The organism is Candidatus Margulisiibacteriota bacterium, from assembly GCA_003242895.1.
Taxonomy (GTDB): domain Bacteria; phylum Margulisbacteria; class Riflemargulisbacteria; order GWF2-39-127; family GWF2-39-127; genus GWF2-39-127.
In genome coordinates this window covers 41,588-65,818 of the sequence record QKMY01000031.1, presented here as the reverse complement: position 1 = coordinate 65,818, position 24,231 = coordinate 41,588, and the positions used below count along the sequence as shown (strand labels likewise).

29 protein-coding genes and 1 pseudogene are annotated in these 24,231 nt (G+C 35.7%); 5 read left to right on the top strand and 25 right to left on the bottom strand.

From position 1 onward, the window contains the following. Nucleotides 1–11: 11 nt before the first annotated feature. From DKM50_04725 to DKM50_04690, 8 genes are all read right to left on the bottom strand, one after another. Complete coding sequence (locus tag DKM50_04725; protein PZM82052.1) at nucleotides 12–1,016, bottom strand: hypothetical protein; 1,005 nt, start codon at nucleotides 1,014–1,016, stop codon at nucleotides 12–14. Nucleotides 1,017–1,149: 133 nt separating this feature from the next. Beyond that, a complete protein-coding gene (locus tag DKM50_04720; protein PZM82051.1) occupies nucleotides 1,150–1,476 on the bottom strand; it encodes a hypothetical protein in 327 nt (108 codons plus the stop codon). A gap of 52 nt (nucleotides 1,477–1,528) precedes the next feature. Next, on the bottom strand, nucleotides 1,529–1,849 hold the full coding sequence (locus tag DKM50_04715; protein ID PZM82102.1) for a nucleotidyltransferase domain-containing protein: 321 nt from the start codon (nucleotides 1,847–1,849) through the stop codon (nucleotides 1,529–1,531). Between the two features lie 206 nt (nucleotides 1,850–2,055). Further along, nucleotides 2,056–2,214 (bottom strand): hypothetical protein, encoded by a 159-nt coding sequence (locus tag DKM50_04710; GenBank protein PZM82050.1) that lies wholly within the window; start codon nucleotides 2,212–2,214, stop codon nucleotides 2,056–2,058. Next, a complete protein-coding gene (locus DKM50_04705) occupies nucleotides 2,211–2,615 on the bottom strand; it encodes a hypothetical protein (GenBank protein PZM82049.1) in 405 nt (134 codons plus the stop codon). Before DKM50_04705 ends, DKM50_04710 begins: the two co-directional genes overlap by 4 nt. Beyond that, nucleotides 2,587–2,913 carry a hypothetical protein gene (locus DKM50_04700; protein PZM82048.1) on the bottom strand — a complete coding sequence of 109 codons (327 nt, stop codon included), beginning with the start codon at nucleotides 2,911–2,913 and terminating at the stop codon, nucleotides 2,587–2,589. The genes DKM50_04705 and DKM50_04700 overlap by 29 nt, the downstream gene beginning before the upstream one ends. A gap of 250 nt (nucleotides 2,914–3,163) precedes the next feature. Continuing rightward, nucleotides 3,164–3,661, bottom strand: a complete 498-nt coding sequence (locus DKM50_04695) for a hypothetical protein (GenBank protein ID PZM82047.1) — start codon at nucleotides 3,659–3,661, stop codon at nucleotides 3,164–3,166. Further along, nucleotides 3,627–3,887, bottom strand: coding sequence for a hypothetical protein (locus tag DKM50_04690; protein PZM82046.1), 261 nt, complete (start codon nucleotides 3,885–3,887; stop codon nucleotides 3,627–3,629). Before DKM50_04690 ends, DKM50_04695 begins: the two co-directional genes overlap by 35 nt. An 82-nt stretch (nucleotides 3,888–3,969) precedes the next feature. Between DKM50_04690 and DKM50_04685 the strand changes: the two are divergent. Next, nucleotides 3,970–4,137 (top strand): annotated as a pseudogene (locus DKM50_04685) (hypothetical protein). 221 nt (nucleotides 4,138–4,358) lie between these two features. Here the strand turns inward: DKM50_04685 and DKM50_04680 are convergent. The 10 genes from DKM50_04680 to DKM50_04635 all read right to left on the bottom strand — a co-directional run bounded on the left by DKM50_04680 (nucleotide 4,359) and on the right by DKM50_04635 (nucleotide 13,129). Beyond that, nucleotides 4,359–4,607 carry a DUF2442 domain-containing protein gene (locus tag DKM50_04680; GenBank protein PZM82045.1) on the bottom strand — a complete coding sequence of 83 codons (249 nt, stop codon included), beginning with the start codon at nucleotides 4,605–4,607 and terminating at the stop codon, nucleotides 4,359–4,361. After that, nucleotides 4,588–4,758: a DUF4160 domain-containing protein gene (locus tag DKM50_04675; GenBank protein PZM82101.1), complete on the bottom strand. Its 171-nt coding sequence runs from the start codon at nucleotides 4,756–4,758 to the stop codon at nucleotides 4,588–4,590. The genes DKM50_04680 and DKM50_04675 overlap by 20 nt, the downstream gene beginning before the upstream one ends. Before the next feature lie 66 nt (nucleotides 4,759–4,824). Then, entirely contained in the window at nucleotides 4,825–7,260 is a 2,436-nt protein-coding gene (locus DKM50_04670; protein PZM82044.1) for a hypothetical protein, read from the bottom strand. Nucleotides 7,261–7,590: 330 nt separating this feature from the next. Further along, on the bottom strand, nucleotides 7,591–8,910 hold the full coding sequence (locus DKM50_04665; protein ID PZM82043.1) for a nucleotide sugar dehydrogenase: 1,320 nt from the start codon (nucleotides 8,908–8,910) through the stop codon (nucleotides 7,591–7,593). 106 nt (nucleotides 8,911–9,016) lie between these two features. Then, the gene (locus tag DKM50_04660; protein ID PZM82042.1) at nucleotides 9,017–9,586 is read right to left on the bottom strand and encodes an N-acetyltransferase; all 570 of its coding nucleotides are present in this window, start codon (nucleotides 9,584–9,586) and stop codon (nucleotides 9,017–9,019) included. A gap of 23 nt (nucleotides 9,587–9,609) precedes the next feature. Further along, nucleotides 9,610–10,002, bottom strand: coding sequence for a nucleotidyltransferase (locus tag DKM50_04655; GenBank protein PZM82041.1), 393 nt, complete (start codon nucleotides 10,000–10,002; stop codon nucleotides 9,610–9,612). Then, the gene (locus DKM50_04650; GenBank protein PZM82040.1) at nucleotides 9,974–10,318 is read right to left on the bottom strand and encodes a hypothetical protein; all 345 of its coding nucleotides are present in this window, start codon (nucleotides 10,316–10,318) and stop codon (nucleotides 9,974–9,976) included. The genes DKM50_04655 and DKM50_04650 overlap by 29 nt, the downstream gene beginning before the upstream one ends. Then, nucleotides 10,299–11,441: a UDP-N-acetylglucosamine 2-epimerase (non-hydrolyzing) gene (locus DKM50_04645; GenBank protein ID PZM82039.1), complete on the bottom strand. Its 1,143-nt coding sequence runs from the start codon at nucleotides 11,439–11,441 to the stop codon at nucleotides 10,299–10,301. The genes DKM50_04650 and DKM50_04645 overlap by 20 nt, the downstream gene beginning before the upstream one ends. Before the next feature lie 76 nt (nucleotides 11,442–11,517). Then, the gene (locus DKM50_04640) at nucleotides 11,518–12,306 is read right to left on the bottom strand and encodes a hypothetical protein (protein ID PZM82038.1); all 789 of its coding nucleotides are present in this window, start codon (nucleotides 12,304–12,306) and stop codon (nucleotides 11,518–11,520) included. Next, a complete protein-coding gene (locus DKM50_04635) occupies nucleotides 12,167–13,129 on the bottom strand; it encodes a hypothetical protein (GenBank protein ID PZM82037.1) in 963 nt (320 codons plus the stop codon). The genes DKM50_04640 and DKM50_04635 overlap by 140 nt, the downstream gene beginning before the upstream one ends. Nucleotides 13,130–13,376: 247 nt before the next feature. Here DKM50_04635 and DKM50_04630 point away from each other — a divergent pair, with 247 nt between their 5' ends. From DKM50_04630 to purH, 3 genes are read left to right on the top strand one after another with little or no spacing between them, the layout of a single operon-like run. Then, on the top strand, nucleotides 13,377–14,363 hold the full coding sequence (locus tag DKM50_04630) for a phosphoribosylformylglycinamidine cyclo-ligase (protein ID PZM82036.1): 987 nt from the start codon (nucleotides 13,377–13,379) through the stop codon (nucleotides 14,361–14,363). 34 nt (nucleotides 14,364–14,397) lie between these two features. Then, nucleotides 14,398–14,958, top strand: a complete 561-nt coding sequence (locus DKM50_04625) for a phosphoribosylglycinamide formyltransferase (GenBank protein ID PZM82100.1) — start codon at nucleotides 14,398–14,400, stop codon at nucleotides 14,956–14,958. A 29-nt stretch (nucleotides 14,959–14,987) separates the two neighbouring features. Beyond that, complete coding sequence (gene purH, locus DKM50_04620) at nucleotides 14,988–16,520, top strand: bifunctional phosphoribosylaminoimidazolecarboxamide formyltransferase/inosine monophosphate cyclohydrolase (protein ID PZM82035.1); 1,533 nt, start codon at nucleotides 14,988–14,990, stop codon at nucleotides 16,518–16,520. A 12-nt stretch (nucleotides 16,521–16,532) separates the two neighbouring features. Here the strand turns inward: purH and DKM50_04615 are convergent, their stop codons facing one another. The 4 genes from DKM50_04615 to DKM50_04600 all read right to left on the bottom strand — a co-directional run bounded on the left by DKM50_04615 (nucleotide 16,533) and on the right by DKM50_04600 (nucleotide 20,778). Continuing rightward, the gene (locus DKM50_04615; GenBank protein PZM82034.1) at nucleotides 16,533–18,245 is read right to left on the bottom strand and encodes a hypothetical protein; all 1,713 of its coding nucleotides are present in this window, start codon (nucleotides 18,243–18,245) and stop codon (nucleotides 16,533–16,535) included. Nucleotides 18,246–18,383: 138 nt separating this feature from the next. Next, the gene (locus DKM50_04610) at nucleotides 18,384–19,322 is read right to left on the bottom strand and encodes a hypothetical protein (GenBank protein PZM82033.1); all 939 of its coding nucleotides are present in this window, start codon (nucleotides 19,320–19,322) and stop codon (nucleotides 18,384–18,386) included. After that, nucleotides 19,316–20,032 carry a phosphatase gene (locus DKM50_04605; protein ID PZM82032.1) on the bottom strand — a complete coding sequence of 239 codons (717 nt, stop codon included), beginning with the start codon at nucleotides 20,030–20,032 and terminating at the stop codon, nucleotides 19,316–19,318. Before DKM50_04605 ends, DKM50_04610 begins: the two co-directional genes overlap by 7 nt. Continuing rightward, nucleotides 20,029–20,778: a YebC/PmpR family DNA-binding transcriptional regulator gene (locus DKM50_04600; GenBank protein ID PZM82031.1), complete on the bottom strand. Its 750-nt coding sequence runs from the start codon at nucleotides 20,776–20,778 to the stop codon at nucleotides 20,029–20,031. Before DKM50_04600 ends, DKM50_04605 begins: the two co-directional genes overlap by 4 nt. A 277-nt stretch (nucleotides 20,779–21,055) precedes the next feature. On the opposite strand from DKM50_04600, the gene DKM50_04595 reads away from it, so the two are divergent. Beyond that, the gene (locus DKM50_04595) at nucleotides 21,056–22,177 is read left to right on the top strand and encodes a type IV pili twitching motility protein PilT (GenBank protein PZM82030.1); all 1,122 of its coding nucleotides are present in this window, start codon (nucleotides 21,056–21,058) and stop codon (nucleotides 22,175–22,177) included. Between the two features lie 7 nt (nucleotides 22,178–22,184). Here the strand turns inward: DKM50_04595 and DKM50_04590 are convergent, their stop codons facing one another. Genes DKM50_04590 through DKM50_04580 form a run of 3 tightly spaced genes read right to left on the bottom strand, consistent with a single transcriptional unit; the run spans nucleotide 22,185 to nucleotide 24,156 of the window. Further along, on the bottom strand, nucleotides 22,185–23,204 hold the full coding sequence (locus tag DKM50_04590; protein ID PZM82029.1) for a hypothetical protein: 1,020 nt from the start codon (nucleotides 23,202–23,204) through the stop codon (nucleotides 22,185–22,187). Nucleotides 23,205–23,250: 46 nt separating this feature from the next. Continuing rightward, complete coding sequence (locus tag DKM50_04585) at nucleotides 23,251–23,775, bottom strand: hypothetical protein (GenBank protein PZM82028.1); 525 nt, start codon at nucleotides 23,773–23,775, stop codon at nucleotides 23,251–23,253. A gap of 24 nt (nucleotides 23,776–23,799) precedes the next feature. After that, nucleotides 23,800–24,156 carry a two-component system response regulator gene (locus tag DKM50_04580; protein ID PZM82027.1) on the bottom strand — a complete coding sequence of 119 codons (357 nt, stop codon included), beginning with the start codon at nucleotides 24,154–24,156 and terminating at the stop codon, nucleotides 23,800–23,802. Nucleotides 24,157–24,231: the final 75 nt, after the last annotated feature.

The following is a 24,231-nucleotide window of genomic DNA, read 5'->3' as shown; positions in this document are numbered from 1 at the left end:
GCTCTATTTATTTATCGCTTACTATTTTTATATGCTAATACAAAAAACTCAATGATGAAAGAAATAAAAAAAGTCGACAATATAGACAAAACACCAGCAATTAAAACATTAATTTTTAAATTTGGTTTAGATTGTCGAATTGGAACAATAGCAGAATCTAAAACCTGAAGAAAAGGTTTTTTAGTAGTAATTTGAAGACTTTCATTTATTTTATCAAGTGCGATAATATAATAATTTGCCAAGCCAGCTGCAACTTCTGGCATATTATCTTCAACGGTTATTCGAATTACTCCACTTTTTGTTGCTTGAAATTGAGTTCTTTTCTGTAATATTGTGAGAGCCTTAATTTCTTTGTCAATTGGATGAGCCTCTTTGAGTATCTTAAAAATATCTTTACTTACTGGTATAAAAACCTTTGAGAGTCTTGGCTCGAATTGGCCTAACATTGTGTCAAAATCAATTTGTACTTTTCCATTAACATCTATATAGCCAAGCTTGACTAATTCAGAAAATAGAGTTTCTGTAGTCGTTGATGCCTTTTTAGCTACTTTTCCCAACTGGAATTTTTTGACTCTTCCATCATAATATTGCGGGAGATTAAATTTTTTTGATACCACTTCTGCCATCCTTCGACTCTTTAATACCTCTAAAATCAATTCTGCATTCGAATTGCCCGCCATGAGATTGCCAAATCCCATCCCGCCAAGCACTGCAGAGAGACCACTTCCCCCGCCTTCTTCCTGCGGGATAATTACAGACACTGTCGAAGAATATATCTTCGGCAAACTTTTGGTATAAAAATACGTACCAATTACCGCTAACACCGTTACCAGAATAATAAACCATTTGTATTTCCAGATTATTTTGATGTACTCAATAATGTCGATCTCATCATCGTAATATGTCGGTGATGGATGACGTGTGACGTGTGACGATTGATGAGTAACGTTGTCAGTCGTGAGTTGTGAGTTGATATTTTTACTGGTAGTATTATTTTCTATTTCCGTTATTTCCATTATTTACACTCTTAAGATATTTTATTAATCTGAGTATCACTTGGGTTCGCCGACGTTAATATTATCCATCGAATTAGATAAAAGATCAACCTGTTTCCAAGTGATTCATGAGATGACAAATATAAAGGTTATGTCAAAGTTTTCTATCACTACCACCTAAAAAATTTAATATTTGATTATATATATCTTTAGAAAACTTATAAAAAACTTGAGCATCTTCTATCGCAGGCTTGCCATTTGGCATCAATCCCATTTCTCCGGGGTATCTGGCTTCTATATATAACTGATCTAACTGTCTTAAAATTTTATAATCTAATTTCAATATTACATATTCCGAAACTTGATTGTATAATTTCTCCAGATCATGTATTTTCTTAACTTTTTCGTTTTGTTCTTCTAATATTGCTTTAAAACTTTTTTCCAGGCACTGCTGTGCATGAAAAGCAACAATACTAGTCAAACATTATCTATTCATTATATATTTAATAGTTTCTATATCTTCAGTAGCTCTTTCAAGCCACTCTTTTGTTATTTCCTTCATATATAACTCTACCTTTACTAATAACTTCTTTTGAAAAAAAACTATCTAGCTGTTTAAATTTTTCGTGCATTGGCAGGGTATGCACTATTATATCAATAGATATATTTTTTTTTATCTCATAGAGACACTCAGCGAATTGTAAATATATATCAGATTTTTCTTTATAGTTAACAGGAAAAAACTCATCATTAGTAACAATCAAAAGATCTATATCACTATCCTCGCTAGGCGTGCCATAAGCATATGAACCAAAAAGAATCACTTTATATGGATTAAGTTGCTTTAATCGCATGACCACGCTACTGATAATATCATCTATTTTGATGCGCGAGTCGGAAAACGAAGAGAGCGAATCTTCAGTTGTCAGGTGTGAACCGGGATTGTTAGTGTTGTTGTTATTTTCTGATTCCATTATTTACACTTCTTAAGATATTTTATTAATACAAATATCAATTGCGTTGATCAACGTTAATATTATCTATTTATTTAAACAAAAGATCAACCTGTTTCCAAGTGATTCGCAAGCTGGCATGCTAGGAAGGTAAGTTGCTCACTGCTCCCATGAATCTCCTCTTTTAGAAAAGTCTTAGTCAGAGTATAAATTTCAGTTACTAAGTCTATGCTTAACTTCCAGACATCCAGATCTTTATGATTCATTCCTCGTTACATGCTTTGCTTAATTCTGATAGTCTTTCATATATTGCCTGAAATACCTCTTTCGCTAATATATAGCACTTTTCAGCCTCAGCTTGTGTAAATGTATCTCCAGATGGATATCGCAACCTAGGATAATATGAATCAATCATCTGCATCTGGCCAATATATTTGTTAATCCATGAATCTTTTGCAGAAATACTGGTTGCTAACTTTAACAAATCATGGATTTTAGAGATTGGGATACCCAAGTAATACAAATAAGCTTTTAATGCTTTTTCTATAGCTTGATGGCTCTCATATATAGAAACGGATGATACTGCTTTTTTTGAATCTGATAGTATTTTTGCAGAATCCAGATCAGTACTGGCTAGACTAATCCACTCGGATAACATCTTGTCCATATATGAGTATTCCTTCTTTTTTAATGCTTTGAAAAAAAGTATTCCACTTAAGTTTGCTTTTTATCTGATTCCTCGTGTATGCTAATATATCTATAGGATATTCTCTCGGGAAAAGCTCAATCGACAAGGCGTTAACAACCTGCTCCGTCTGCTGGTCATCATCCAGAATCATCAATAGATCTATATCACTATTTTCCTGGTCAGTACCTTTAGCATAACTTCCAAAAATATATACTGATAACACATTATATTTTTTTATTTTATTTTTAATAATTTCTAAGTATTGTTGTCTGGTCATTTTTCGTTACAACTTTCGATTATTTTGCTTTCTAAATAATTCAGATATTGTCCAATTCGTGAATGATCCATCTGGCTTATAATACCATATATTTATTCTTTCAGAAAACTTTGTGTACACTCATATATTCAACTCTTTTTCCAGACATCAATATCTTTATGATTCATTGTTGCTCCGTTAGTCGTGAATTGGTGACGCGTCAAGATCGCGCTTTGCAGACTTTAACCATTCCTGAGTTATCAATTTCATGCTAAATCTTTTCCAGTTTTAAGTATTTGTTTAGAAAACATACTTCCCATACTTTTAAATTTTTCGAATTCTTTTGGGTATATACGAGAAGATCAATTGCTATTTTCTTTTGAATATCTTTTAATTCTCTGCTTATTTTTAAATAATTCTCAGACCTCTCTTCATAGTTTTGAGGTTCTTTATCAGTATCAATTACTACTTGGATATCAACATCGCTATCTTCATTAATATTACCGGTAGCATAAGAGCCAAACAGGATAATCCTTACAGGTTTTACGCTGTTTTTTATTCTTGTTACAATTTCCTCTATTAATTTTTTACTAGGCATAAATTTGCACTTTTTAAGATATTTTATTAGTCCGATTAAGATTCTTTGATCGACTTTATAATTATCTATTGAATTAGACAAATTATCAATATATTTAATGCATGAAAGGATATGTTTGATAATTTTTTGCTGCATCTCATTTTTTGTCTTCAACAACTTCCCAATATCCATTTCTGTCACTACCTATGCGTAATAACTTATTTTCCTTTTTTAATTTAGTAATATATTCCTTTACCGTATTTACACTTAAAGATAGGTTGAGTGCCAGCTCTTTTTGTGTTATTGATTTATTGTCTGCAATCATAGAAATAATCCTCTCTCCTAACGATGCTTTCTGGGTGGTCTTCTGGGTGGTCTTCTGGGTGGCATCTGCAAATACCGGAACCGTACTTTTCAATAATTCCAGCTTCCTTAAAAATAGGGGTGCAGATACTTTCGGTGGGTGAGCCGCCTCTTTCCACCCGAAGGGAGCAGCAACGAGGAAGGCACGATATCTCAGAGCTAATCAGACACGCGCAGAACAAATGGTCTGGGATAAGCTACGGGCTAAGCAATTAGGGAAGAAATTTGTTAGACAAAAACCTGTAATCTTTATCTATAAGAACCAGGCAAGAGAGTTCATCGCTGACTTGATCTCTATCACCTGAAAATGTTTTTCTGTTTGTTTTCTCCAGAATTGGAGAAAGCACGCGGAGAGTTATTCTGCATAGAACTATAATCCTGTTTACCGCGAAAAGAGGCGGGAATACCCACCGGAAGTATCTGCACCCTAAATAGTTGCTATTTGTTTATTTCTTGGTTTTGACCCTTCTCTACCCTGAATAATATCCTTAATAGTCACTCGTCACCGTTTTTCCAGTCACTGTTTTTAAGAAACTCCAGTCAACAGTGCACTTACCGAAATATCCTCATCTATTTCTTCCCAATGTATACCAAGCCCTCGTCCTATTAAACGCCAGTTATTTCTCTGCTCAACAGTAGCATCCCTCAAATGGGGAAACCATTCCAGTGGAACAGATAATTCTCTGCCATCCAGTAATTGTATATATAATTTTACATCATCAAACCATACTTTTTCAGCGAAAGGCTCCCATATCTTAGCGATTGAAATGCTCATTCCATTTCTCCTTTAGCAGTAAATTATTTTGAAAAATAATTTTGCGTATTTTATTAAGCTCAACAGCATTATATCCTACCGATTTTGATAATTGTATTGGTTCAAGCCAAAATTTGGCGTATGAATCTGCTGATTCTATATGTATATGAATAGACTCAGTTCCTTAAAGCCATTTATATATCAATATCAGATTTTGTCACTGTATTTCCGTCACTTATTATTTAATGCTATTAAATACCGTATACGTCAAAGCGACTTTCGACAAAACATCCACCGTATCAACAATCGTCTTCCAGAGATCAAATTCTTTTTTGATCTCTTCCGGAACAACAATGGTATCACCGACTTGAGGTGTATACTCTTTATCTGTATCAACCTCGCCATTTGCCTTAATTACATAAATCTCATTAATCGCAGCGTATTTAGTAACTCCACCAACTTTTTTCATGTAAGAGTCAATCTTCATATCTTGTTGGACAATAACACTTCCCGGGCTATAGACCCCGCCAAGGATTTGGACGGTTGAAGGAGTCAGCGGAATATAGAGTTCATCGCCGTCTTCAAGACTTATATCATCAATAGAACTATGTAATTGATCAATAGGTTTTAAATTAATAATAATTCGGCCTTTTTCTTCGGTGCCTATCATATCAGTTATTTTCTTTTCAGGCTGTTTTACATCCAATCCGGCATTAACTTGCTTCTGCAATAACCTTTTTTCTTCTAATTGTCTAAATTTCTGATTAATTTCTTTTTCGTTATTTTTGAGAGCTTTCCTGGTAAAAACAGCTCCATTAATAAAAGCATTTGATTGATAACCGCCAGCCCTGAGAAGCACTGAAGACAATGTTTCATTTTTTTGGAGTATATATGTTCCGGGGTATTTTAACTGTCCGGTAAGCACAATCGTTCTCTGCGGGTTGTATTCGAGGTCCTCTTTAATATATACATAATCGTCAGGTAACAGCGTTATATTATTGGAGGGGTCGGATTGGTTGTTCATCGCTTTTTTGATATCGACATTAATAATGCGTCTCTGCTTTTCCGTCCCGGCACGGTTAATCTCTATACTGCCTAAATAAGCCCCTCGTTTCGCCCCGCCGGCAGCAAACACCAGGTCCACTACTTTCATAGTTTCATAAATCGAATATCTACCGGGATTGCGTACCATGCCATTGATGTAGACAGAAGCGTCAGGGTCCATTTCTTTTTCAGAAAACACCTTGATAACATCCCCGTCTTCGAGTTTTTTGTTTTCATTAGCATCTGATTTAAGGATCTTACTTAGATTTAGCGGAATAATTCGATGGACTTTTTTATCGGTTTTATCGACATAATTATAAGGAACCAGCTTGTTGGTTATGTTATCGTCATTATTTGGCTGGTTTTTATTACTCTCATCATTACTAACTAAATATTCGTAATCCGGACCTACTCTATCCAGTTCAATTCTATACATGTAGGTATGAGGTATTATCCCTTCGGCTTTTTTAACCAGATCTGCTAGTCTCATGCCGTCTTCCAGCGCGTATTCTCCGGGACGTTTGATATTGCCGATGATCTTAACCACTTTTCTTTTGGCAGCAACTACAGCTGCAACCTTAATCAAATCTCCGTCTTTTACTTTCATGCTGAGTTTTGCTTTGTCGTTTTTAACGTCGGCAATGACTCGTTGTCCATTATTATTAATACGCTCTAATTGAATGTTCTGATTATGTGCAGAGGCATTCGTTCCGCCGGAATATCGAATAATATCCGCGAGGGACTCATTCCCTTTAAGTTCATAAACCGCAGGTCTCTTGATGCTTCCGGTTATTCCAACCGTTTGACCGATTACCGGGACAAAAATGGTATCGCCCTCTTTCAAAGGGACCTGGCGAAACTGTTTGCCATATAGCAAATAATCATAGAGATCAATAACAGCAACCGTAGCATTATTACGGATTAATCGAATATTTCGAAGCGAGCCTACCTTTGTCGGTCCGCCGGACGTATAAAGCAAATGAAACAAAGTGGCAACGGAAGTAACCCGGTATCCGCCCGGAGCGGTAACTTCTCCGGCGGCATAAACATTAATTGTCCGTAATTGGTCCAGAGTAACATTAACTTCAAAATTAGCGAATTGTTCCGACAGACTTTTTTGAATTAAGGTCCTGGCCTTAGCCAGGGTTAAACCTAATACACTTACCCTACCGGATTTCGGAAGGAATATACTCCCGTCTTTTTCTACAGCCACAGAAAACTTCTGTTGAATTTTTCCCCAGATATATATATTTAAACTATCACCGATACCTAGAATATAATCTGCCCCGACCGGCATATTCGTATAGTCTTGCTGATCTTGATAATTGAGATTGAAAAAATCGTAACCAAACTGTTTTATTTCTTGATTAACATCAAGTGACGATTTCGTTTTGTAGGCGCTTTCAATTGGCGAGGGACCCGAGTCTGTTGTTTCATCTTTTTTCTGTATTGTGGCCCTTTGATTGTTTTTCTGGGATTTGCTTATAAGGCTTTTAATGTCATTGTTGCCTTGCTTTTCCTGCATTAGCTTGAGCAGTTCCAGGTCATCCTTCGAATAATCTGCGGTATATGCTATACCAGTAGTCATAAATAGTATGACGATAAAAACAATAACTTTATTTAATCCCATATAAACCTCTAATACGATATAAATTAATATGCTGCAATAATAAATAGAAGTATTTATTGCTTCAGTAAATGAACATGAATGACTGGTTTTTGAAAAAGAAACTAAATAACACAAATATAATAAAACGAATTCATAAATATGTCTAATAGATATTTATTAGGCTATGACGCAAAAGCAGACGCGGGTTCCTGGCGTAGAAGGTTTATCAGGTAACCTTCTACGTGCATTTTGCATGGAGAAGGTCACGGCTGACACAGTCTATTAGAAATTCTACACTTTTTCCCGCGGAATGCCGGTTGGCTTGGATGAGGGGAAACGACAGTCGCGCCTTTACAAATTCCAATAAATATAATTATCCTTAATACCCGGGTGATTCCGATAGAATCCTTTTACATCGATGAGTACTTTTGCGTGACTGCCGTTTGTTATCTTCTGTCCTAACACTTCAGGCGTTAAATAACTGAATTTGTCATGAGCAACGGCAAGAATAGCTGCGTCAACTGCCGGGATCTCATCATAATCATACAAGCGTATATTATACTCATGCTTTAAATCGTCTTTGTTAATCAGTGGATCATGCACAAAGACATTTATTCCATACTCTTCCAGCTCGTTTATGACATCAATAACTCTGGTGTTTCTGATGTCTGACACGTTTTCTTTAAAAGTAAACCCGAGAATCATCACCTTGCAGTCTTTTACAGCCTTTCCTGCTTTGATCAGATGCTTAACTGTCTGCTCGGCAACATACTTGCCCATATTGTCATTAATCTTTCTGCCTGAAAGGATGACTTGCGGATGATATCCGAGCATTTCGGCTTTGTGCGTTAGATAATACGGATCGACACCAATACAGTGTCCGCCAACGAGCCCGGGACACATTTTAATGAAATTCCACTTAGTTCCGGCAGCGTCTAATACTGCTCGGGTACTTATCCCCATTTTATTAAATATAATAGCAAGTTCGTTCATGAGGGCAATGTTAAGGTCTCTTTGAGTATTTTCGATGACCTTGGCAGCTTCAGCAACTTTGATCGACTCAGCACGGTAGATACCTGCGGTTATTATAGCGCCGTACACGTTAGCTACGGTATCGAGCGTTTCTTCGTCTTGCCCTGATACTACTTTCAGGATTTTGGTAACGGTATGTTCTTTGTCTCCCGGATTAATTCTTTCAGGTGAATAACCTACTTTAAAATCAATACCGCATTTAAGCCCGGATTCTTTTTCAAGGATCGGCACACATTCATCTTCTGTTACTCCCGGATAAACAGTGGATTCGTATACTATTATTGTGTTTTTACTTAGATTTTTGCCAATTGTAGTTGAAGCTTTAATTACCGGAGTTAAATCCGGTTGTTTACTTTCATTGATAGGTGTTGGAACAGCGACTACAATAAATGAAGCTTCTTTTAACCTGGCGGCCTCATTTGTATAATCAATGTGTGTCAGCATCAAATCTTCAGCAGTTAATTCTCTCGTTGAATCACTGTTATTTTTTAACTCGTTAATTTTTTTTTCAGAAATATCAAATCCAATTGTGTCAAAGGTTTTCCCGAATTCAACTGCCAGAGGCAAACCGACATAACCAAGGCCGACTACTGCTAATTTGGCGTCTTTGTTTACTAACTTGTTGTATATTTCTTTCATAATCCTACCCCCTCATAAATTTTAAACCATCGAAGATGCGGGATTCATATTATCACAACGATTTCCTTTTGAGAATAACACGAAATTCGCATATAAACATACATAATTATATACCAGTAACAGTTTCATTCTGCTTTGTGTAAAGTCTTTTACATTTTTTGCATTCGGATTTCCCGTTCTCAAAGGTGAGCATTTCTCCGCATTCGCAGATCCACCCTTTGATCCTGGCCGGGTTACCATACACTACAGCAAAATCAGGAACATTCCTGGTAATGACCGACCCGGCCCCAATAAAGGCCCATTTGCCGATACTATTGCCGCATACGACTGTGCAATTGGCACCTAGGGATGCGCCGTACCCAACCTTTGTCGGAACATAAGCACCTGTTTTCGGATACTTGGACCTCGGGTTCCTGTCGTTCGTGAATACCATAGAAGGTCCGCAAAACACATAATCAGCCAGTTCTACATCATCATAAACCGAAACATTATTCTGTATTTTGACTCCATTACCGATTTTTGCCTTGCCGCCAACATAAACAGACTGGCCTATATTGCAGTTCTCTCCGATGTGCGCACCTGACATAATATGGGAAAAATGCCAGATTTTGGTTCCCTTGCCAATAGATACCGGCTCATCGATATATGCTGATTCATGTGCAAAGTATTCTTCCATTTATTACTTCCTCAAAAGTGGCATTATAAATATAATTCTCGTATTTTCTTATAAAGGTACTCGAATGCTGAAGCGTTTTGTTTAATGGTGCGATAAACGGTTAAAGCTATCGGTTTGGCATAAGTATGAGAAGTGAGATTTCTTGCTTCTAATAGATTCAGGAAGGTATCTTCATCAAGTATCCAGCCATATCTGAATGCTTGTTTTATACATTCTCTCGGGGATAAACACTCTATTCCTTGATCTTTTAGGACTAGCTTGATAGTTTTCCAGGAATTTTCAAAAGTAAACTCAAATCGTTGGATCGTTGCATCAAGGACAATATCATCATCTTCGATGTTTCTTTCTAAAACCTCAACTAATCTATCAAAAGAGTTTTTAAAATTATCAAGCTGGATCTGATGTGGTGTTTGCATAAAGCACTATTCCTTCACTATCAACATTTTTTTTAAACATCTCATCTAAATCATTATAATCGATTATTTCTATGATCTTAAGGGTTGGCAAGGCATCTGCTTCTTCTTTAATTATACTTTTCGTAATTGGTCGTATCGAGTTTTTTTTTATGACAAAATCAAAATCCGATCGAGGATTACTGTCCCCTCTCGCTCGAGACCCAATAAGTATTAACTGGCATTCAGGACAGTATTTTTTGATAATATCGATCACTTTAGCTTTAATCTGCTCATTAGATAAGGCTTTTACCATAATTTTAATTGTTTCCAAATTCAACGAACTGCTCTCCGGCGAGTATAGCTTTTATCCTGGAAGATGCGTTGCCATCGCCATATGGATTTACAGCAGTGCTCATTTTTTGATAGTATACCGGATCATCGATCAACTTTGATACTTCATTGAATATCTTGTTGTTGTCTGTGCCTACTAGCTTAACAGTTCCAGCGGTAACAGCTTCCGGCCTTTCGGTATTGTTTCGCATGACAAGCACTGGTTTTCCTAATGAGGGAGCTTCTTCCTGTACGCCCCCGGAATCAGTAAGAACGATTCTGCTCTTGCTCATCATAAATACAAAGTTCTCGTAATCGAGAGGAGTAATGAGTTTAATGTTTGGAATCCCGGTAAGTATTTCATTTACCGGCGTCTGGACATTCGGATTTAAATGGACCGGATAAACGAATTCGATATCAGGATAAGTATTCGCAAGACTCTTTATCCCGCCGCACATATTCTTGAATTCCTGCCCAAAGTTTTCTCGTCGATGCGCAGTAATAAGAACAAGCTGCTTAGAGAAGTCGATATCCTTAAATTGAGGTAATTTATAGTATTTTTCCAGATTACCTTTAATTTTTTCCATTGAAAGCATTAATGCGTCAATAACCGTGTTTCCGGTAACATAGATATCATCGTTGAAGACTCTTTCATCGAGCAGGTTTTGACAGGCAGTCTTAGTCGGGGCAAAATGATATTTCGTAATAATACTCGTTACTCTGCGGTTGAATTCTTCGGGAAATGGGCTCAATAAATTGTTAGTCCGGAGCCCGGCTTCGATATGGGCGATTGGTATTTGAGTATAGAATGCGGCTATTGAAGCTGCCATCACGGTTGTCGTATCTCCCTGAACAAGGATAAGATCAGGCGCAGATTCTCGTAAAACAGATTTCATCTCGACAAGAACATTAGCGGTAATATCGTAGAGGTCCTGTCCGGGCTTCATAATATTCAGGTCGTAATCAGGTGCGATGTGGAACCAATTCATCACCTGGTCCAGCATTTGTCGATGTTGCGCCGTTACACAGACTTTAACATCAAATATTTCCGGATATTTCTTCAATTCTATAATTACCGGTGCCATTTTAATTGCTTCAGGCCTGGTGCCGAATACAAAAAGTAATTTCATGATTGAACCTATCTTATATATAGTAGAGTGTATTAATTAAATATACTTTAACAAATAATTTGTGTAAAGCATCAGCTCAGAACAGATAATACCCATTAGTCTTAATCCTGAACTCTAACCCTCGTAAAGGATGGGAACAGTTACTCGTTTCCAATCGATCATACGCGTATTGATCAAACGATCGGGTACTATATCCTTTAAAAACAGAGAACGCCGACGTATAACCGGCACGAGTAATTATACGTTTCAAATTATCATCGTAGCAACCATGAGGATAAGAAAATGTATTGATTCCGATATTGAAGGTATTTTCCATGAAATCTTTGCTGTTAACAATTTCCATCGTTTGCTCTTGTAATGATAACTTCCTCAAATTAACATGAGTAACCCCGTGGGATCCGATTTCGATTCCATAATCAGCCATTTCTCGAATTTGTCCTGAAGTTAGTCCGGCAAAACTATCCTCGCATTTATTGATAAAGGAGGTTGTAAGAAATATCGTTGCAATAAAGCCATATTTTTTTAGGAGAGGAAATGCTTCTGTATATATTCCCTGATGTCCGTCATCGAAAGCTATGGAGACTTTTTTAGGGACAAAAGTATCGCGCAAATCAATAAGCTCACGGCAAGAAATAGTATCAAACCCATATTTCTTAAAATATATCAATATAGATTCGAAGTGTTCCGAAGTAATCGTCCACTTATCAGCACTTTCATGTGCAACGTTATGATAAAGGAGAACCGGGATTTTTCTGAGCATAATATTCCTGTAACGATTTAGTTTTGAATAGTTTTTCGTAAATGCCAAACAAGAAATAATAATATCGTATTCGTGATTGCACTTTTTCATGTTCTTTAGAACCATTTTCCAGAAGGTCTAATTTATTGTAATAAAGTTTGTGCAGGAAATAGCGGTTATTAAGAGAAAACAGCATAAACATAAACAGGTTGAACGGATTGATTCCAACATAAATTCCCAGGAAAAAATGCTTTTTAAGCAACACAACTGCGCTATGTCCTGCTTGTCGTGACTTATCACACCGTTTCTCAAAACTTAATTTTGCGGAAAAAACATAAACAATCGCATTCGGATTAACTTTGATATGGTATCCGGCTTTAACTAATCTATATCCAAGTTCAGAATCCTGAAACCCGTATTCCTTGAAATCTTCCTCAAACCCACCGACTTTTTCTAAAGCTGCTTTATCTATAGAAACATTACCGGTAAAAAAGGATATAAACGGATTATTTTCCCCTTTGAACTTAAAGGTACTCATATCTTGATATGCAGCTTGGGCAGGTATTTCGGATTTGTCCCGGACTAAGGGAGCAAACCCGCGGATAACCTTTATTTTTGTTGCGCCATATTTTTGGTGAAAATTATAATGTTCTTCAAGTAAGCGGCTGTCCGAATAAACATGATCATCGATAAAAACAACTACTTTACCCCTGGCCATTTTAAGCCCCATATTTCGAGCTGCTGACCTGCCGGCATTTTTATGCCATTGATATCTAACCGGAAAACTGGTTTTCAATTCGGCAACCATTTTTTCCGTGCCATCAGATGACCCGTCATCAGCGATTATCAGCTCAAAATCAGTAAAAGTCTGGCTCGATAACGACAAGATAGTTTCTTTTAATATATCTCTTCGATTAAAAGTAGGTATTATAACTGAAAAATATGGCATTATGCTTCCTTTGGTTCTCGAATATGATTATTATAATCCAGTCTTGATAATTTGAACAATCTAATTCTATTTAGATGCCGTTACCCCTACTTACAAACATCTGCATAATTTTGTTATATTACTTAGCAAAATCAACCTGAATAATCGATGCAATCCGTTAATTTTTGCTTTACAAGTAATTGCAATTATACGATAATTAAGTCCGATTGATTAAATTTTCTTTTTACCTTTTATCAAAGGAGCTGTCATGGAAAAAATAACATACAAACAAGCCGGAGTCGACGTTGAAGCCGGATACGAGGTCGTACGCAGAATCAAACATTTCGTAAAAAGCACGTACACTCCAGGCGTTATTGGAGAAATAGGTTTTTTTGGCGGTTTTTTTAAGCCGGATTTCAAAAAATATAATGACCCGATAATGGTTTCCGGAACTGATGGTGTCGGAACTAAAGTTAAAGTATCGATACTTCTAGGTAAGCATGACACTATAGGCATCGATCTCGTTGCCATGAGCGTTAATGATATACTTTGCTGCGGCGCTGACCCGCTTTTTTTTCTTGATTATATTGCGTGTAACAAGGTTGAACCTGCTATTATTGCAGATATTGTTAAAGGTATCGCCGATGGCTGCAAGGAATGCGGATGCGCACTGCTTGGTGGTGAAACTGCTGAAATGGGCGATGTTTACTCTCCGGGAGATTATGACCTGGCAGGATTCGCGGTTGGCATAGTTGATAGAGAAAAAATAATAGATGGCTCAAAAATCACAAACGGTCAGAAAATTGTTGGTCTGTCTTCCTCAGGCCTTCATTCAAACGGATATTCTCTAGCCCGAAAAGTTTTGATTACAGGAAATCCTGAAGATGATCGCGCTATCTTAGAGGAAATGCTGACTCCAACGAGACTTTATGTCGACGTTATGAAGAAGTTTAAAGAAGCAAATATTACGATAAACGGGATCGCAAATATAACCGGCGGCGGATTACCGGAGAACGTAGCCAGACTCCTTCCGAAAAACAGTAATGCGCAGATAAAAAAGGATTCATGGGATAAACCGGCAATCTTCCAAAAAATTGTTGAAACCGGCCTTGTTGAAGAGAAAGAAATGTACCATGCGTTTAATATGGGAATTGGTATGGTTATGATTATTCCGGAAGATGAGATCAGTAGAATCCCGGAAGGTTTTGTCATAGGAGAAATTATTCCAGGAGATCAGGTAGTTGAAATTATTTAAAAAAACCAAGTTAGAGCCAACAAAATTAGCAATTATGGCCTCCGGTAGAGGCTCAAACTTCGAAGCTCTCTATGCTGCCATTAAAAATGAAAAACTCAATGCTGAAATAAAAGTACTTGTCAGTGATAACCCGGAATCCGGGGCTCTTACCAGTGCTAACAACAAAAATATTCCGGCTGAATGCTGCAACAGAAAAAGCTATTCCTCCAAAGAACAATTCGAGCTTGCTTTAATATCAAAGATTAATGAATATGACACTGACCTCATCATTCTTGCCGGATATATGAGAATTTTAGGCAAAGAATTCGTTGATACATTCGAAGGTAAAATTTTAAATATTCACCCTTCCCTTTTACCTTCTTTTCCCGGACTTCATGCTCAAAAGCAAGCATTAGACTATGGAGTTAAATACTCAGGCTGCACTGTACATTATGTTGATGCAGGACTTGATTCCGGGCCTATTATTATGCAAAGAACCGTTCCAGTGCTCGATAACGATACAGAAAAAACGCTTTCGCTCCGTATACTAAAAGAAGAGCATGATATATACTGGCGTGCAATAAAACTTATTACCGAAAGCAAACTACACAATTAAAATCGATAAATATCAGAAGGAGGATTTAAATGCGAGCATTAATAAGTGTTTCAGACAAAACCGGAATAGTTGATTTTGTCATGGGTCTTGTGGATCTTGGCTGGGAAATTATTTCAACCGGAGGTACCTCCAAAGCATTAAAAGAAAGTGGGATTTCAGTAAAAGATGTAAGTGATATTACAGGTTTCCCTGAAATTATGGATGGAAGAGTTAAAACCTTACACCCAGCAGTTCACGGCGGATTGCTTGCACTGCGAGACAACAGCGAACATATGGCTAAAATCAAAGAATTAGGAATTGAACCTATTGATCTTGTCTGTGTAAACCTATACCCTTTTGAAGCGACAATTGCAAAACCGGAGGTCGAACTTCATGACGTAATAGAAAATATCGATATCGGCGGGCCATCCATGGTCAGATCTGCCGCAAAGAATTATCGTGACGTTATTATTGTTGTCGATCCGGGATTTTACCCGGCAATTTTAGATAATCTTAGATCACAAGGATCTCTTCCTTTGGAACTGAAAGAAGATCTGGCAGTACAGGCATACTCCCATACTGCAAGATATGACGCAATTATTTCTAATTATTTAGCTAAAAAGATCGGAAGCAACAAAGAATCATTCATGAATACAAAGACACTCCCTCTCGACAAAGCACAGGACCTTAGATACGGTGAAAATCCTCATCAAAAAGCCATATTTTATAAAGTCCCCGGAGAGTATGGACTTGGAAATATCAAACAGTTACACGGAAAAGAACTTTCTTTTAACAATTTTATTGACCTTGATGCTGCCTGGTCAATCGCTAAAGAGTTTACTAAGCCGGCCGTAACAATTATCAAACACACCAATCCTTGCGGCACTGCGCTTGGTAATAATCTGTTGGATGCCTACAACAAAGCGTTGTCATGTGATCCGAAGTCTGCCTTCGGAAGTATCATCGGATTGAATAAAATAGTAGATAGTGAAGTAGCACAAGAGATGTCAAAATTATTTGTCGAAGCAGTAATTGCCCCCGGGTATACAGATGAAGCGTTATTAATTTTACAGGAGAAAAAAAACATCAGAGTTATTGTGCTTGATGATTATTTCAACCATGATCAGCAGAACGACGTGAAGAGAGTAACCGGAGGTCTTTTGGTACAAGTAAAAGATACAAAAGAGGTTCCCTTTGATGAAATGAAATGCGTAACACATCTTCATCCGGAACAACATATGGTCGCAGACATGCTATTTGCCTGGAAAATAGTTAAACATATAAGATCTAATGCAATTCTTCTCGTAAAAGACGGCAAAACTGTCGGGGTTGGAGCTGGCCAAATGAGCCGTGTAGATGCTGTAGAACTCGCGTTAAAAAAGGCTGGCAACGAAGCCACAGGAGCAGTCCTGGCGTCGGATGCATTCTTTCCTTTTAGAGATTCTGTTGATACCGTAAATAAAGCTGGAATTAAGGCAATCATACAACCGGGCGGCTCATTAAGGGATCAGGAGTCTATCGATGCATGTAACGAGTACGGGATCCCAATGCTCTTTACTGGCGTGAGACATTTTAAGCATTAAAACCAGAATTGTTTAATACATCCAGTGCTTTTTAGCGAGCATTTTTTTTACGAGTTGAATTCTATTTTTAGCATCTCGATGAAATGGATCAATTTCTAAAACTTTTTCATAATATTTTATTGTTTCAAGATATTTTTGCTGTTTTTCGTAAATGTTACCTAAGTTATAATAAGCTTGAACTAGCTTCGGATCAATTGCAATAGCTTTGAGATATTCTTGAACAGCTTGATCTCTGTATGACATCCTTTCATATACATATCCTAAGTTATTATGAGCATAAGCATATTTAGGGTTTATCTCAAGTACTTTGTAATATAATTTAACAGCATCTCCTAATTTTCCTCGTTGTTCGTAGAGCGTTGCAAGGTTAAAATATCCATCTTCAAAAAAGGGATTTATCGCAATCGCTTTATTATAATAATATTGCGCGCTTTTTAAATCGGAAGAATAACTATAGAGTAGTCCAAGATAATTATACGCTTCATAGTTTCTCGCATCCAGCTTAATTACTTTGTAGAACTCTTTTTTTGCCAATATATTATTATTCAGTAAGCCATAAAGAATCCCTAAATTAAAATGAGCTTCAATCGATCCCGGTTTGTTCTGAATTGCTCTTATCAGTAGCTCCCTGGCTCTATCATATTTATGCAAACCTATCAGCATATCTGCATAATCAATCAATAACTCGACTCTGTCCGGATCAATTTCCATGGCTTTATCAAAACTGATAGTTGCATTTACATAGTCACTTACTTTTGTAAATGAAACCGCGACGGCTATATAGGCATCTGTATATTTAGAATCTAATTCTATTGCTTTGAGTAATGCTTTTTGAGCAAGTTTAAATTCTTGCTGTCTATCATAAAGTACGCCCAGATTATAATACGCTTCCTTGAGCGTTGGACATAAATCAATAGCCAGAAATAATTCATTCATCGCCTCTTTTAGGTTTTCATTTTTTGAGAGGTATGCAACTGCGAGGTTCATATGTGCACTCGCAACACTATCATCAATAGCTAGTACCTTTTTATACAGATTGATTTCTTCATCGTATTTCCCCTGAAAACCTTTCATTATACCGGCACTCAGGTAGACAGACGGCTCTTTAACTCCTAGTTTAATTGATTTATCTAGATGTTCAATTGCACGATCATAACTATTACGGTTTTTATAAAGGATACCTAGTTTAGCATGAACTTCTTTATAGTTCGGATCGAGTTCAAGTGCTTTCTTATAGAGAGCAATCGCTTCATTATCCTTATTAGTCATTCCATAGAGATTTCCGAGGCAGTAATAAGCTTCTTTGTTATTTTTATCAGTCTTCGTTACTTTTTCAAGATTGAACTGTGCCCAATCAAACTTTTTTTGCTGCAAGTAGATTTTACCTAATGGGAAATATGCCAGCGACGCGGCTTCATCTAATAATATTGATTTTTTGTAATGACCAACAGCATCATTTATTCTTTTATCTTTTTCGCTTAAAATCCCTAAAACATAATATGAGAGAGAATTGTTTTTGCTGTAAGAAAGGCTCTCTTGTATATATTTTCTAGCTTCATTATATTTGCTGTCTTTCACCAATAAAAATGCCGTTTGCGCGAGTGATTCTGATATTTTACTGGAATTAACAGAAGTAATGGCTGAAATATTGACAGGAACAGTTATAGCTGGAATTATAAGTGTTAATAATTGGATAATTACAATTTTTTTTATATTCATTGTCATATTATAATAGAAAATGCATTTATTATTCTCATATAAACAAAAAGAATCGGTTAAAATACCTCAAATATAGCGGGCACTGAATTCTATTGATAATAATTATGTTGTTAAAAACGAATAAATAAATTAGTTGCAGAAGCTTCAAAAAATATTTTGAAAGGCTTCAATCGTCTTAATTCGTGGTAAGTACTGGCCTTCAACCGTCTCTTTAATATTTTCTCTAATATTATCCGAAACTTTGGTATCTGAAAAAACTAATCGTAAATAATCAATTATCTCTTTATTAGTCATTAAGCTAAAAAACAAATCTTGATTACTTTGATACAAAATAATCAAAAATTTTATTTTATTAAATAATTCAAGGATATCGATTGTATCATGCGCAAAAAAAGCTTTTGTGTTAACGTTTATACCATTTGCTGTCTGTATTTCAAAGTCCTGCTTCATCTCATTTCCTGCAAGCATGAAAAAAGAGTTCAAGAAATTCTGTGGCATTGATGCAAAAATAATTGAAAGGACATTGATATTAAATTTATTCTTAGTACATAATCTTTCCGTCATATCATTAATTTTTATAATTTCTTGAAGAAATTTAACTTCCTTTGATAATCGTTGGCTGGCAGCATCATACATTTTACTCAATTGAACAAGAAGTTCCCGGTTAAACATCATATTGTCTTTGCTAAACAATAGTCTCAATGATTTTTTAAAAAATTGAAGCATATTATTGTCAAATTTATGTACATCAAAAGTAAAACTCTCACCATCAAAAAACATTACGTTTATGGCTGAACTGCTTTGTTTTTTTACAACGTTAACATATTTTTTCCCAATATTTTCGTAAATGTATATGCTAAAAATTAGCAGACCAACGAGAAATTTTGTAAAGTTCAGGCTAACCTTCATATCAGAGAGATCTAAACTCATTGCTCCTGATTTGATCGCCATGAATAATTGATAGTCTTTGTTATCTTTCTCCCACATGTTTTTATTGGTTGTAAAACATAGTGCGCTCACAAGCTCGAAAAGGTGAATTTCTTGATACATTGAATTATCTGGATTATTAATTTGGTTTACCATTTTTTATCAAAATAACTTTCTATTTTTTCTTTGTTGAAATTAACAATCAACTGTTCCGGAATCTCAGCTTTAGCTAAAAGATCTAATGCACTGCTAAAATTAGCTACATCGTAATGAATATGCGCATCAGAAGATAGCAGTAAGTCCGCATTCTGCCTTTTTGCCTCTTGCGCTATTCTAAAGCAATTATCGTATGAGCCTTTTCGCGTGTGGATGAATGAGGAATTATTAATTTCAATAGCTACATGGTTCTCCTTACATAATGCAACAAACTCTGGAATAAGTACCGGGAACTTTGGATTACCTGGATGCCCGATAACTTTTACGTAGGGTTTCACTACAACTTTTTCATATATATTGAGATATTTTTCAGGACTTAGCCCCAGAGGGCCTATAACCTCGTGGAAACTGGCAATAGCGTAGTCAAGCTTTTTAAATGCATCCTCATCAAAATCGATATTTCCATGTTCATCAAGAATATTAATTTCAATACCTTTTTTAATGTTTATCCCGTTTATTTCCTTAGGAATAACAGACATATTAGAAAAATAGAAAGGATGAGGGCCATCCAGCATTTTTGGCCCGTGATCTGCTATACCGACATACTTGATTCCAATTGATTTCGCATGGCTTATAATTTCGCTAAGCGTACTATACGCATGCCCGCTTGCAATAGTATGTATATGAAAATCACCTAAAGGTCTCACTATTCAGCTACTTTCTCTAATATTTCATCCGGAATTTCAAAGTTCGCATATACATCCTGTACATCATCAATTTCTTCAAGTTTCTCGATTGTTTTCAAAACCTTTGTGGCAGATTCAAGATCATTTATTGCCAAAGTCGTAGTAGGAAGATAGGCTATCTCAGAATCTTCAATTTCGATTTTATTCGTTTCAATAGCTTTTCTTACAGCTTCAAATGATTCAACCGAAGTTCTAATTTCGATAGAACCGTCACTTTGAGAAATAATATCTTCAGCGCCGGCATCAATAACAAAATCAAAAATCTTATCTTCAGTTGTTTTTCCATCATTGATGGTTATCAACCCTCTTTTTTGGAACATCCATGAGACGCAGCCCGAATCACCCATACTGCCCCCGTTTTTATTAAAAGCCGACCGGATTTCTGTTACTGTTCTATTTCTATTGTCGGTCATGGTAATAATCAAAACAGCAACCCCACAAGGCGCATACCCTTCATAGATAACATCCTCTAAGTTTACCCCTTCTTTATTCCCTCTCTGGATTGCGTTTTTTATGTTATCTTTAGGCATATTCACTTTCTTAGCATTTTCAATTGCTAATCTTAACCGTGAATTTCCCTCTGGGTCTGACCCACCCTCTTTTACCGCAGCAAATATTTCTCGTGCTACTTTTGTAAAGGCCTTCCCTTTTACTGCATCGGTTTTCGCTTTTTTATGTTTTATGGTGCTCCATTTATTATGCCCTGACATATTCTCTCCTCCTAACAAACATACAATAACCTGATTCTCATTGCGTATTTTACTTGGTTATTTATTTGTTTTTTGTGTGATTAAATATAGTTATTTGTTTCAATAAGTATATCATTTTTTACTCAATGTTAAAACCTTTTATCGATATATTTGTTTAATTAACATACATTAAGGCATATCAATATTTGAAACGTTAGGAACAAATAAAATTAGTGATTGAACTAACAATTGATTTCAAATTAACAAAAAAAACACGGAATTTATTGCGATTTGCAAATTGTATGTTTATAATATAGATATGGTTAAAATAATCGATATATTATCAATTGCACGTGAAAATAATGCTTATCATATCCAATTAATTGCTGGTTACAAACCTGTCTTTCGCATTAATGGTGAAAATAACGAATTGGAAGGGTTTGAGACTCTCACAGCTAATGATTCGGAACAATACTTTAGAGAATGCCTTGAGATTGTTTCGTGTTCCTCAATAAAAAAAGATTATATTATTCAACAATTCGAAAACCATAAAAATACTAATTTTTCAATAGAGTCTAAGGACGTCGGACGGTTCAGAATCAACGTCCATATCCAAAAACAAACAATAGCTCTATCAATAAGAGTCATTCCATTGGATATTCCTTCTCCTGAACAGCTTAATCTGCCTCAATTGATATATGAGTTATGTGAACTGGAACAAGGATTGATTGTTGTCACCGGACCATCATGTCATGGAAAAACGACAACCATCGCAGCTATGATTAATATGATCAACCGCAATCAGAATAAACATATTATTACTATCGAAGATCCCATTGAATTCGTTTATGAAAACATGAGCAGCTATATTCAGCAACGAGAACTCGGAATAGACTGCAACTCAATTAGCAGTGCTCTAAAAAACTCTCTTCAGCAAAATCCGGACATTATCTTTGTTGGAGAGTTGAATTCTCCGGAAGTTATTGAGGCAGCGATTAATGCATCGCAAGCAGGTCATTTAGTCTTGTCAACTATATGCACAAATGATGTCGTTCAAACAATTGATCACATAATTTCGTTGTTCCCATCAAATGAGCAATCAAAAATAAGGCAACAGTTATCAGGAACACTTGCTGCCGTGATATGTCAGCGGCTGGTACCGTCCCTTGCGCTAACCCGTATTTTAACCACGGAAGTGTTAAGAACAAACTACTCGGTGCAAAGTATAATCAAATCTGGTCAATTACAGGACTTGTATAAGATTATTGAGACTTCAATACAAGAAGGTATGCATTTGTTTTCGCAGGATCTGATGAGTATGGTCCATAAACAAATGATATCGTTTCAGACAGCAATAAAGTATTGTAATGACAAGAATTATTTCGAAAAAATTGCTCACGAATTATTAAAAGATAATTGATTTTTTTCTATACTAGTCTATATTTGATTATCACATCAGCAATTAAACCTGCGATGAACGATAGATTAAGCCATAAAAAAATAATTTTAGTAGACCTGTATAAATACGAAAGATGTTCAATCTTTTCGTAATCTTTGAAAATAACTTGTTTAGTAATATTTATTCCCCATATCAGGCTGAAGATACTTAACCCTGCTACTATATAGTTAATAAAAAAACACTTTATTATACTATAGAAAAGCAACCCTATCAAAAATAACATAATTAATAAATAGTTATTTTTATCCAATGAAAAAAACTTTGAGTTTGAACTGAGTACAGTCTCATTATTTTTTTTATCAGTACTTTTAGTTGAGCCAGTGAGGGCTTCAGAAATAAATTCAGAACCATAGACTTTGTTTTCCAATAAGCCATACCTCACGGTAGCATAAAGTAATCCTGAAAAGAAAATTGGCAACAATAATGTCACGAGTTGTTTATATATAATTCCATTAGATACAATGCATGAGACTGCCCATAATCCGATACTATTCCAGAATGCAAGGGTAATAATTTCATTAAGTAAGTGTCGCTTTGTTACAAAATAAGGTGGTAATGCAAAAAGGATATACGCAAAAGTTAAGAAAGACAGAGTTAATGATTGGGAAATACTTTCAAAAGAAATTTTTGCTATCACAAGAAACATAATAGTAAATAAAAAACAAATACCCATAACCACTTTCAGAATGTACTTACTTTTCCTTTCTTCGTCAGTCGTAATTGACTCGTTCTTTTGTTTATCTTTATTCTTGGTTTTGACGTTATCGGATTGATTTAATTTTAATATATCTTGTTTAATGAAATACATTTCATGGATAAGAAAATTAATAATTATAAGTAAAATGATGTAAAATAAGAGCAAAGAACTCTTATAAACAGATATATAACCAATTTTATGCCAAACGAAAATAAAAGCACAAAACATAGACAGCATTGAATAGATAACTATTTCAGGTTTAAAAATAAGTCGCCATGTTAAATAGCTCATTTTAAACTCAATATCTTTTGGGGAAATGTTTGTCATTGGACTGACGTTATTTATCTATATTTTTAAGGATTTTTTCAATTTGCGAGGTATATTTAACAGAGTCTATTACACGAGATGCAAAAGGTTTTTCTATTTCTTTGATCGCTTCATTTGCAGCAATAACAACTTCATCGGATGAATCATTCGCTAACTCTCTCAATTTATCGAGCGCTCGAACATCATTTATTTCTCCTAGTATTTCTGCGGTTAACGCTTTAACTTCTGAAGACTCATGATTAAGGCATTCCAATAATTGGGGGACAGAGTTCTTTCCTATATCTTTTAAAATAAGTGCCGCAATTAGCTTGGTTTCATTGTTCATCTTCATCAGATTGATGACTTTTTCTACAGATTCTTCACCTATGTTAGCGAGTACACCTGCTACAATCAGTTTTTTTGCATCGCTTAAATCCTGTTCTAATAATTCAATAAGCGATGAAACAGCTAAACTTCCCCTATTTGCAAGTTCAATAGATGCCTTTAATATTTTATTACTATTATTTGATAATAAATCTTCTAATAATTGATCCATAGCATTCTCCGTGTAAAAAGGAAATCATTTCAAAAGCTTATTAATGGTTGCAATTATTTTCTCCGGTTGAAATGGTTTTACAACAAAATCTCGAGCTCCTGCTTTTATAGCATCCATAACCATTGACTGCTGCCCCATTGCCGATAGCATTGCTATTTTTGCTTCAGGGTCAATTTTTCTAATCTCTGCAACAGCCGTAATTCCATCCATTTCAGGCATAGTAATATCCATAAACACCAAGTCAGGTTTTTCAGATTTATATTTGCTTATTGCCATAGTTCCGTTTTCTGCTTCTACGACCTCATGTCCATTTTCTTTAAGAAGCTTGCTACAGCGCATTCTCATAAAAGCAGCATCATCAACAACTAATATCTTAACCAATGATTATAACACTCCTCTTTAAATAAATTTTTGCTATTTAAATTGTATCATAAAAAAAATAAAATACTAATCAAT

Excerpts from the sequence above, each read along its gene's own strand:
- DKM50_04725 (PZM82052.1), bottom strand. The coding sequence starts at position 1,016 with ATGGAAATAACGGAAATAGAAAATAATACTACCAGTAAAAATATCAAC.
- DKM50_04715 (PZM82102.1), bottom strand. The coding sequence starts at position 1,849 with ATGCGATTAAAGCAACTTAATCCATATAAAGTGATTCTTTTTGGTTCA.
- DKM50_04710 (PZM82050.1), bottom strand. The coding sequence starts at position 2,214 with ATGAATCATAAAGATCTGGATGTCTGGAAGTTAAGCATAGACTTAGTA.
- DKM50_04705 (PZM82049.1), bottom strand. The coding sequence starts at position 2,615 with ATGGACAAGATGTTATCCGAGTGGATTAGTCTAGCCAGTACTGATCTG.
- DKM50_04700 (PZM82048.1), bottom strand. The coding sequence starts at position 2,913 with ATGACCAGACAACAATACTTAGAAATTATTAAAAATAAAATAAAAAAA.
- DKM50_04695 (PZM82047.1), bottom strand. The coding sequence starts at position 3,661 with ATGGATATTGGGAAGTTGTTGAAGACAAAAAATGAGATGCAGCAAAAA.
- DKM50_04680 (PZM82045.1), bottom strand. The coding sequence starts at position 4,607 with ATGAGCATTTCAATCGCTAAGATATGGGAGCCTTTCGCTGAAAAAGTA.
- DKM50_04670 (PZM82044.1), bottom strand. The coding sequence starts at position 7,260 with ATGGGATTAAATAAAGTTATTGTTTTTATCGTCATACTATTTATGACT.
- DKM50_04665 (PZM82043.1), bottom strand. The coding sequence starts at position 8,910 with ATGAAAGAAATATACAACAAGTTAGTAAACAAAGACGCCAAATTAGCA.
- DKM50_04660 (PZM82042.1), bottom strand. The coding sequence starts at position 9,586 with ATGGAAGAATACTTTGCACATGAATCAGCATATATCGATGAGCCGGTA.
- DKM50_04655 (PZM82041.1), bottom strand. The coding sequence starts at position 10,002 with ATGCAAACACCACATCAGATCCAGCTTGATAATTTTAAAAACTCTTTT.
- DKM50_04645 (PZM82039.1), bottom strand. The coding sequence starts at position 11,441 with ATGAAATTACTTTTTGTATTCGGCACCAGGCCTGAAGCAATTAAAATG.
- DKM50_04640 (PZM82038.1), bottom strand. The coding sequence starts at position 12,306 with ATGGTTCTAAAGAACATGAAAAAGTGCAATCACGAATACGATATTATT.
- DKM50_04635 (PZM82037.1), bottom strand. The coding sequence starts at position 13,129 with ATGCCATATTTTTCAGTTATAATACCTACTTTTAATCGAAGAGATATA.
- DKM50_04630 (PZM82036.1), top strand. The coding sequence starts at position 13,377 with ATGGAAAAAATAACATACAAACAAGCCGGAGTCGACGTTGAAGCCGGA.
- DKM50_04625 (PZM82100.1), top strand. The coding sequence starts at position 14,398 with ATGGCCTCCGGTAGAGGCTCAAACTTCGAAGCTCTCTATGCTGCCATT.
- purH (PZM82035.1), top strand. The coding sequence starts at position 14,988 with ATGCGAGCATTAATAAGTGTTTCAGACAAAACCGGAATAGTTGATTTT.
- DKM50_04615 (PZM82034.1), bottom strand. The coding sequence starts at position 18,245 with ATGACAATGAATATAAAAAAAATTGTAATTATCCAATTATTAACACTT.
- DKM50_04610 (PZM82033.1), bottom strand. The coding sequence starts at position 19,322 with ATGGTAAACCAAATTAATAATCCAGATAATTCAATGTATCAAGAAATT.
- DKM50_04600 (PZM82031.1), bottom strand. The coding sequence starts at position 20,778 with ATGTCAGGGCATAATAAATGGAGCACCATAAAACATAAAAAAGCGAAA.
- DKM50_04590 (PZM82029.1), bottom strand. The coding sequence starts at position 23,204 with ATGAGCTATTTAACATGGCGACTTATTTTTAAACCTGAAATAGTTATC.
- DKM50_04585 (PZM82028.1), bottom strand. The coding sequence starts at position 23,775 with ATGGATCAATTATTAGAAGATTTATTATCAAATAATAGTAATAAAATA.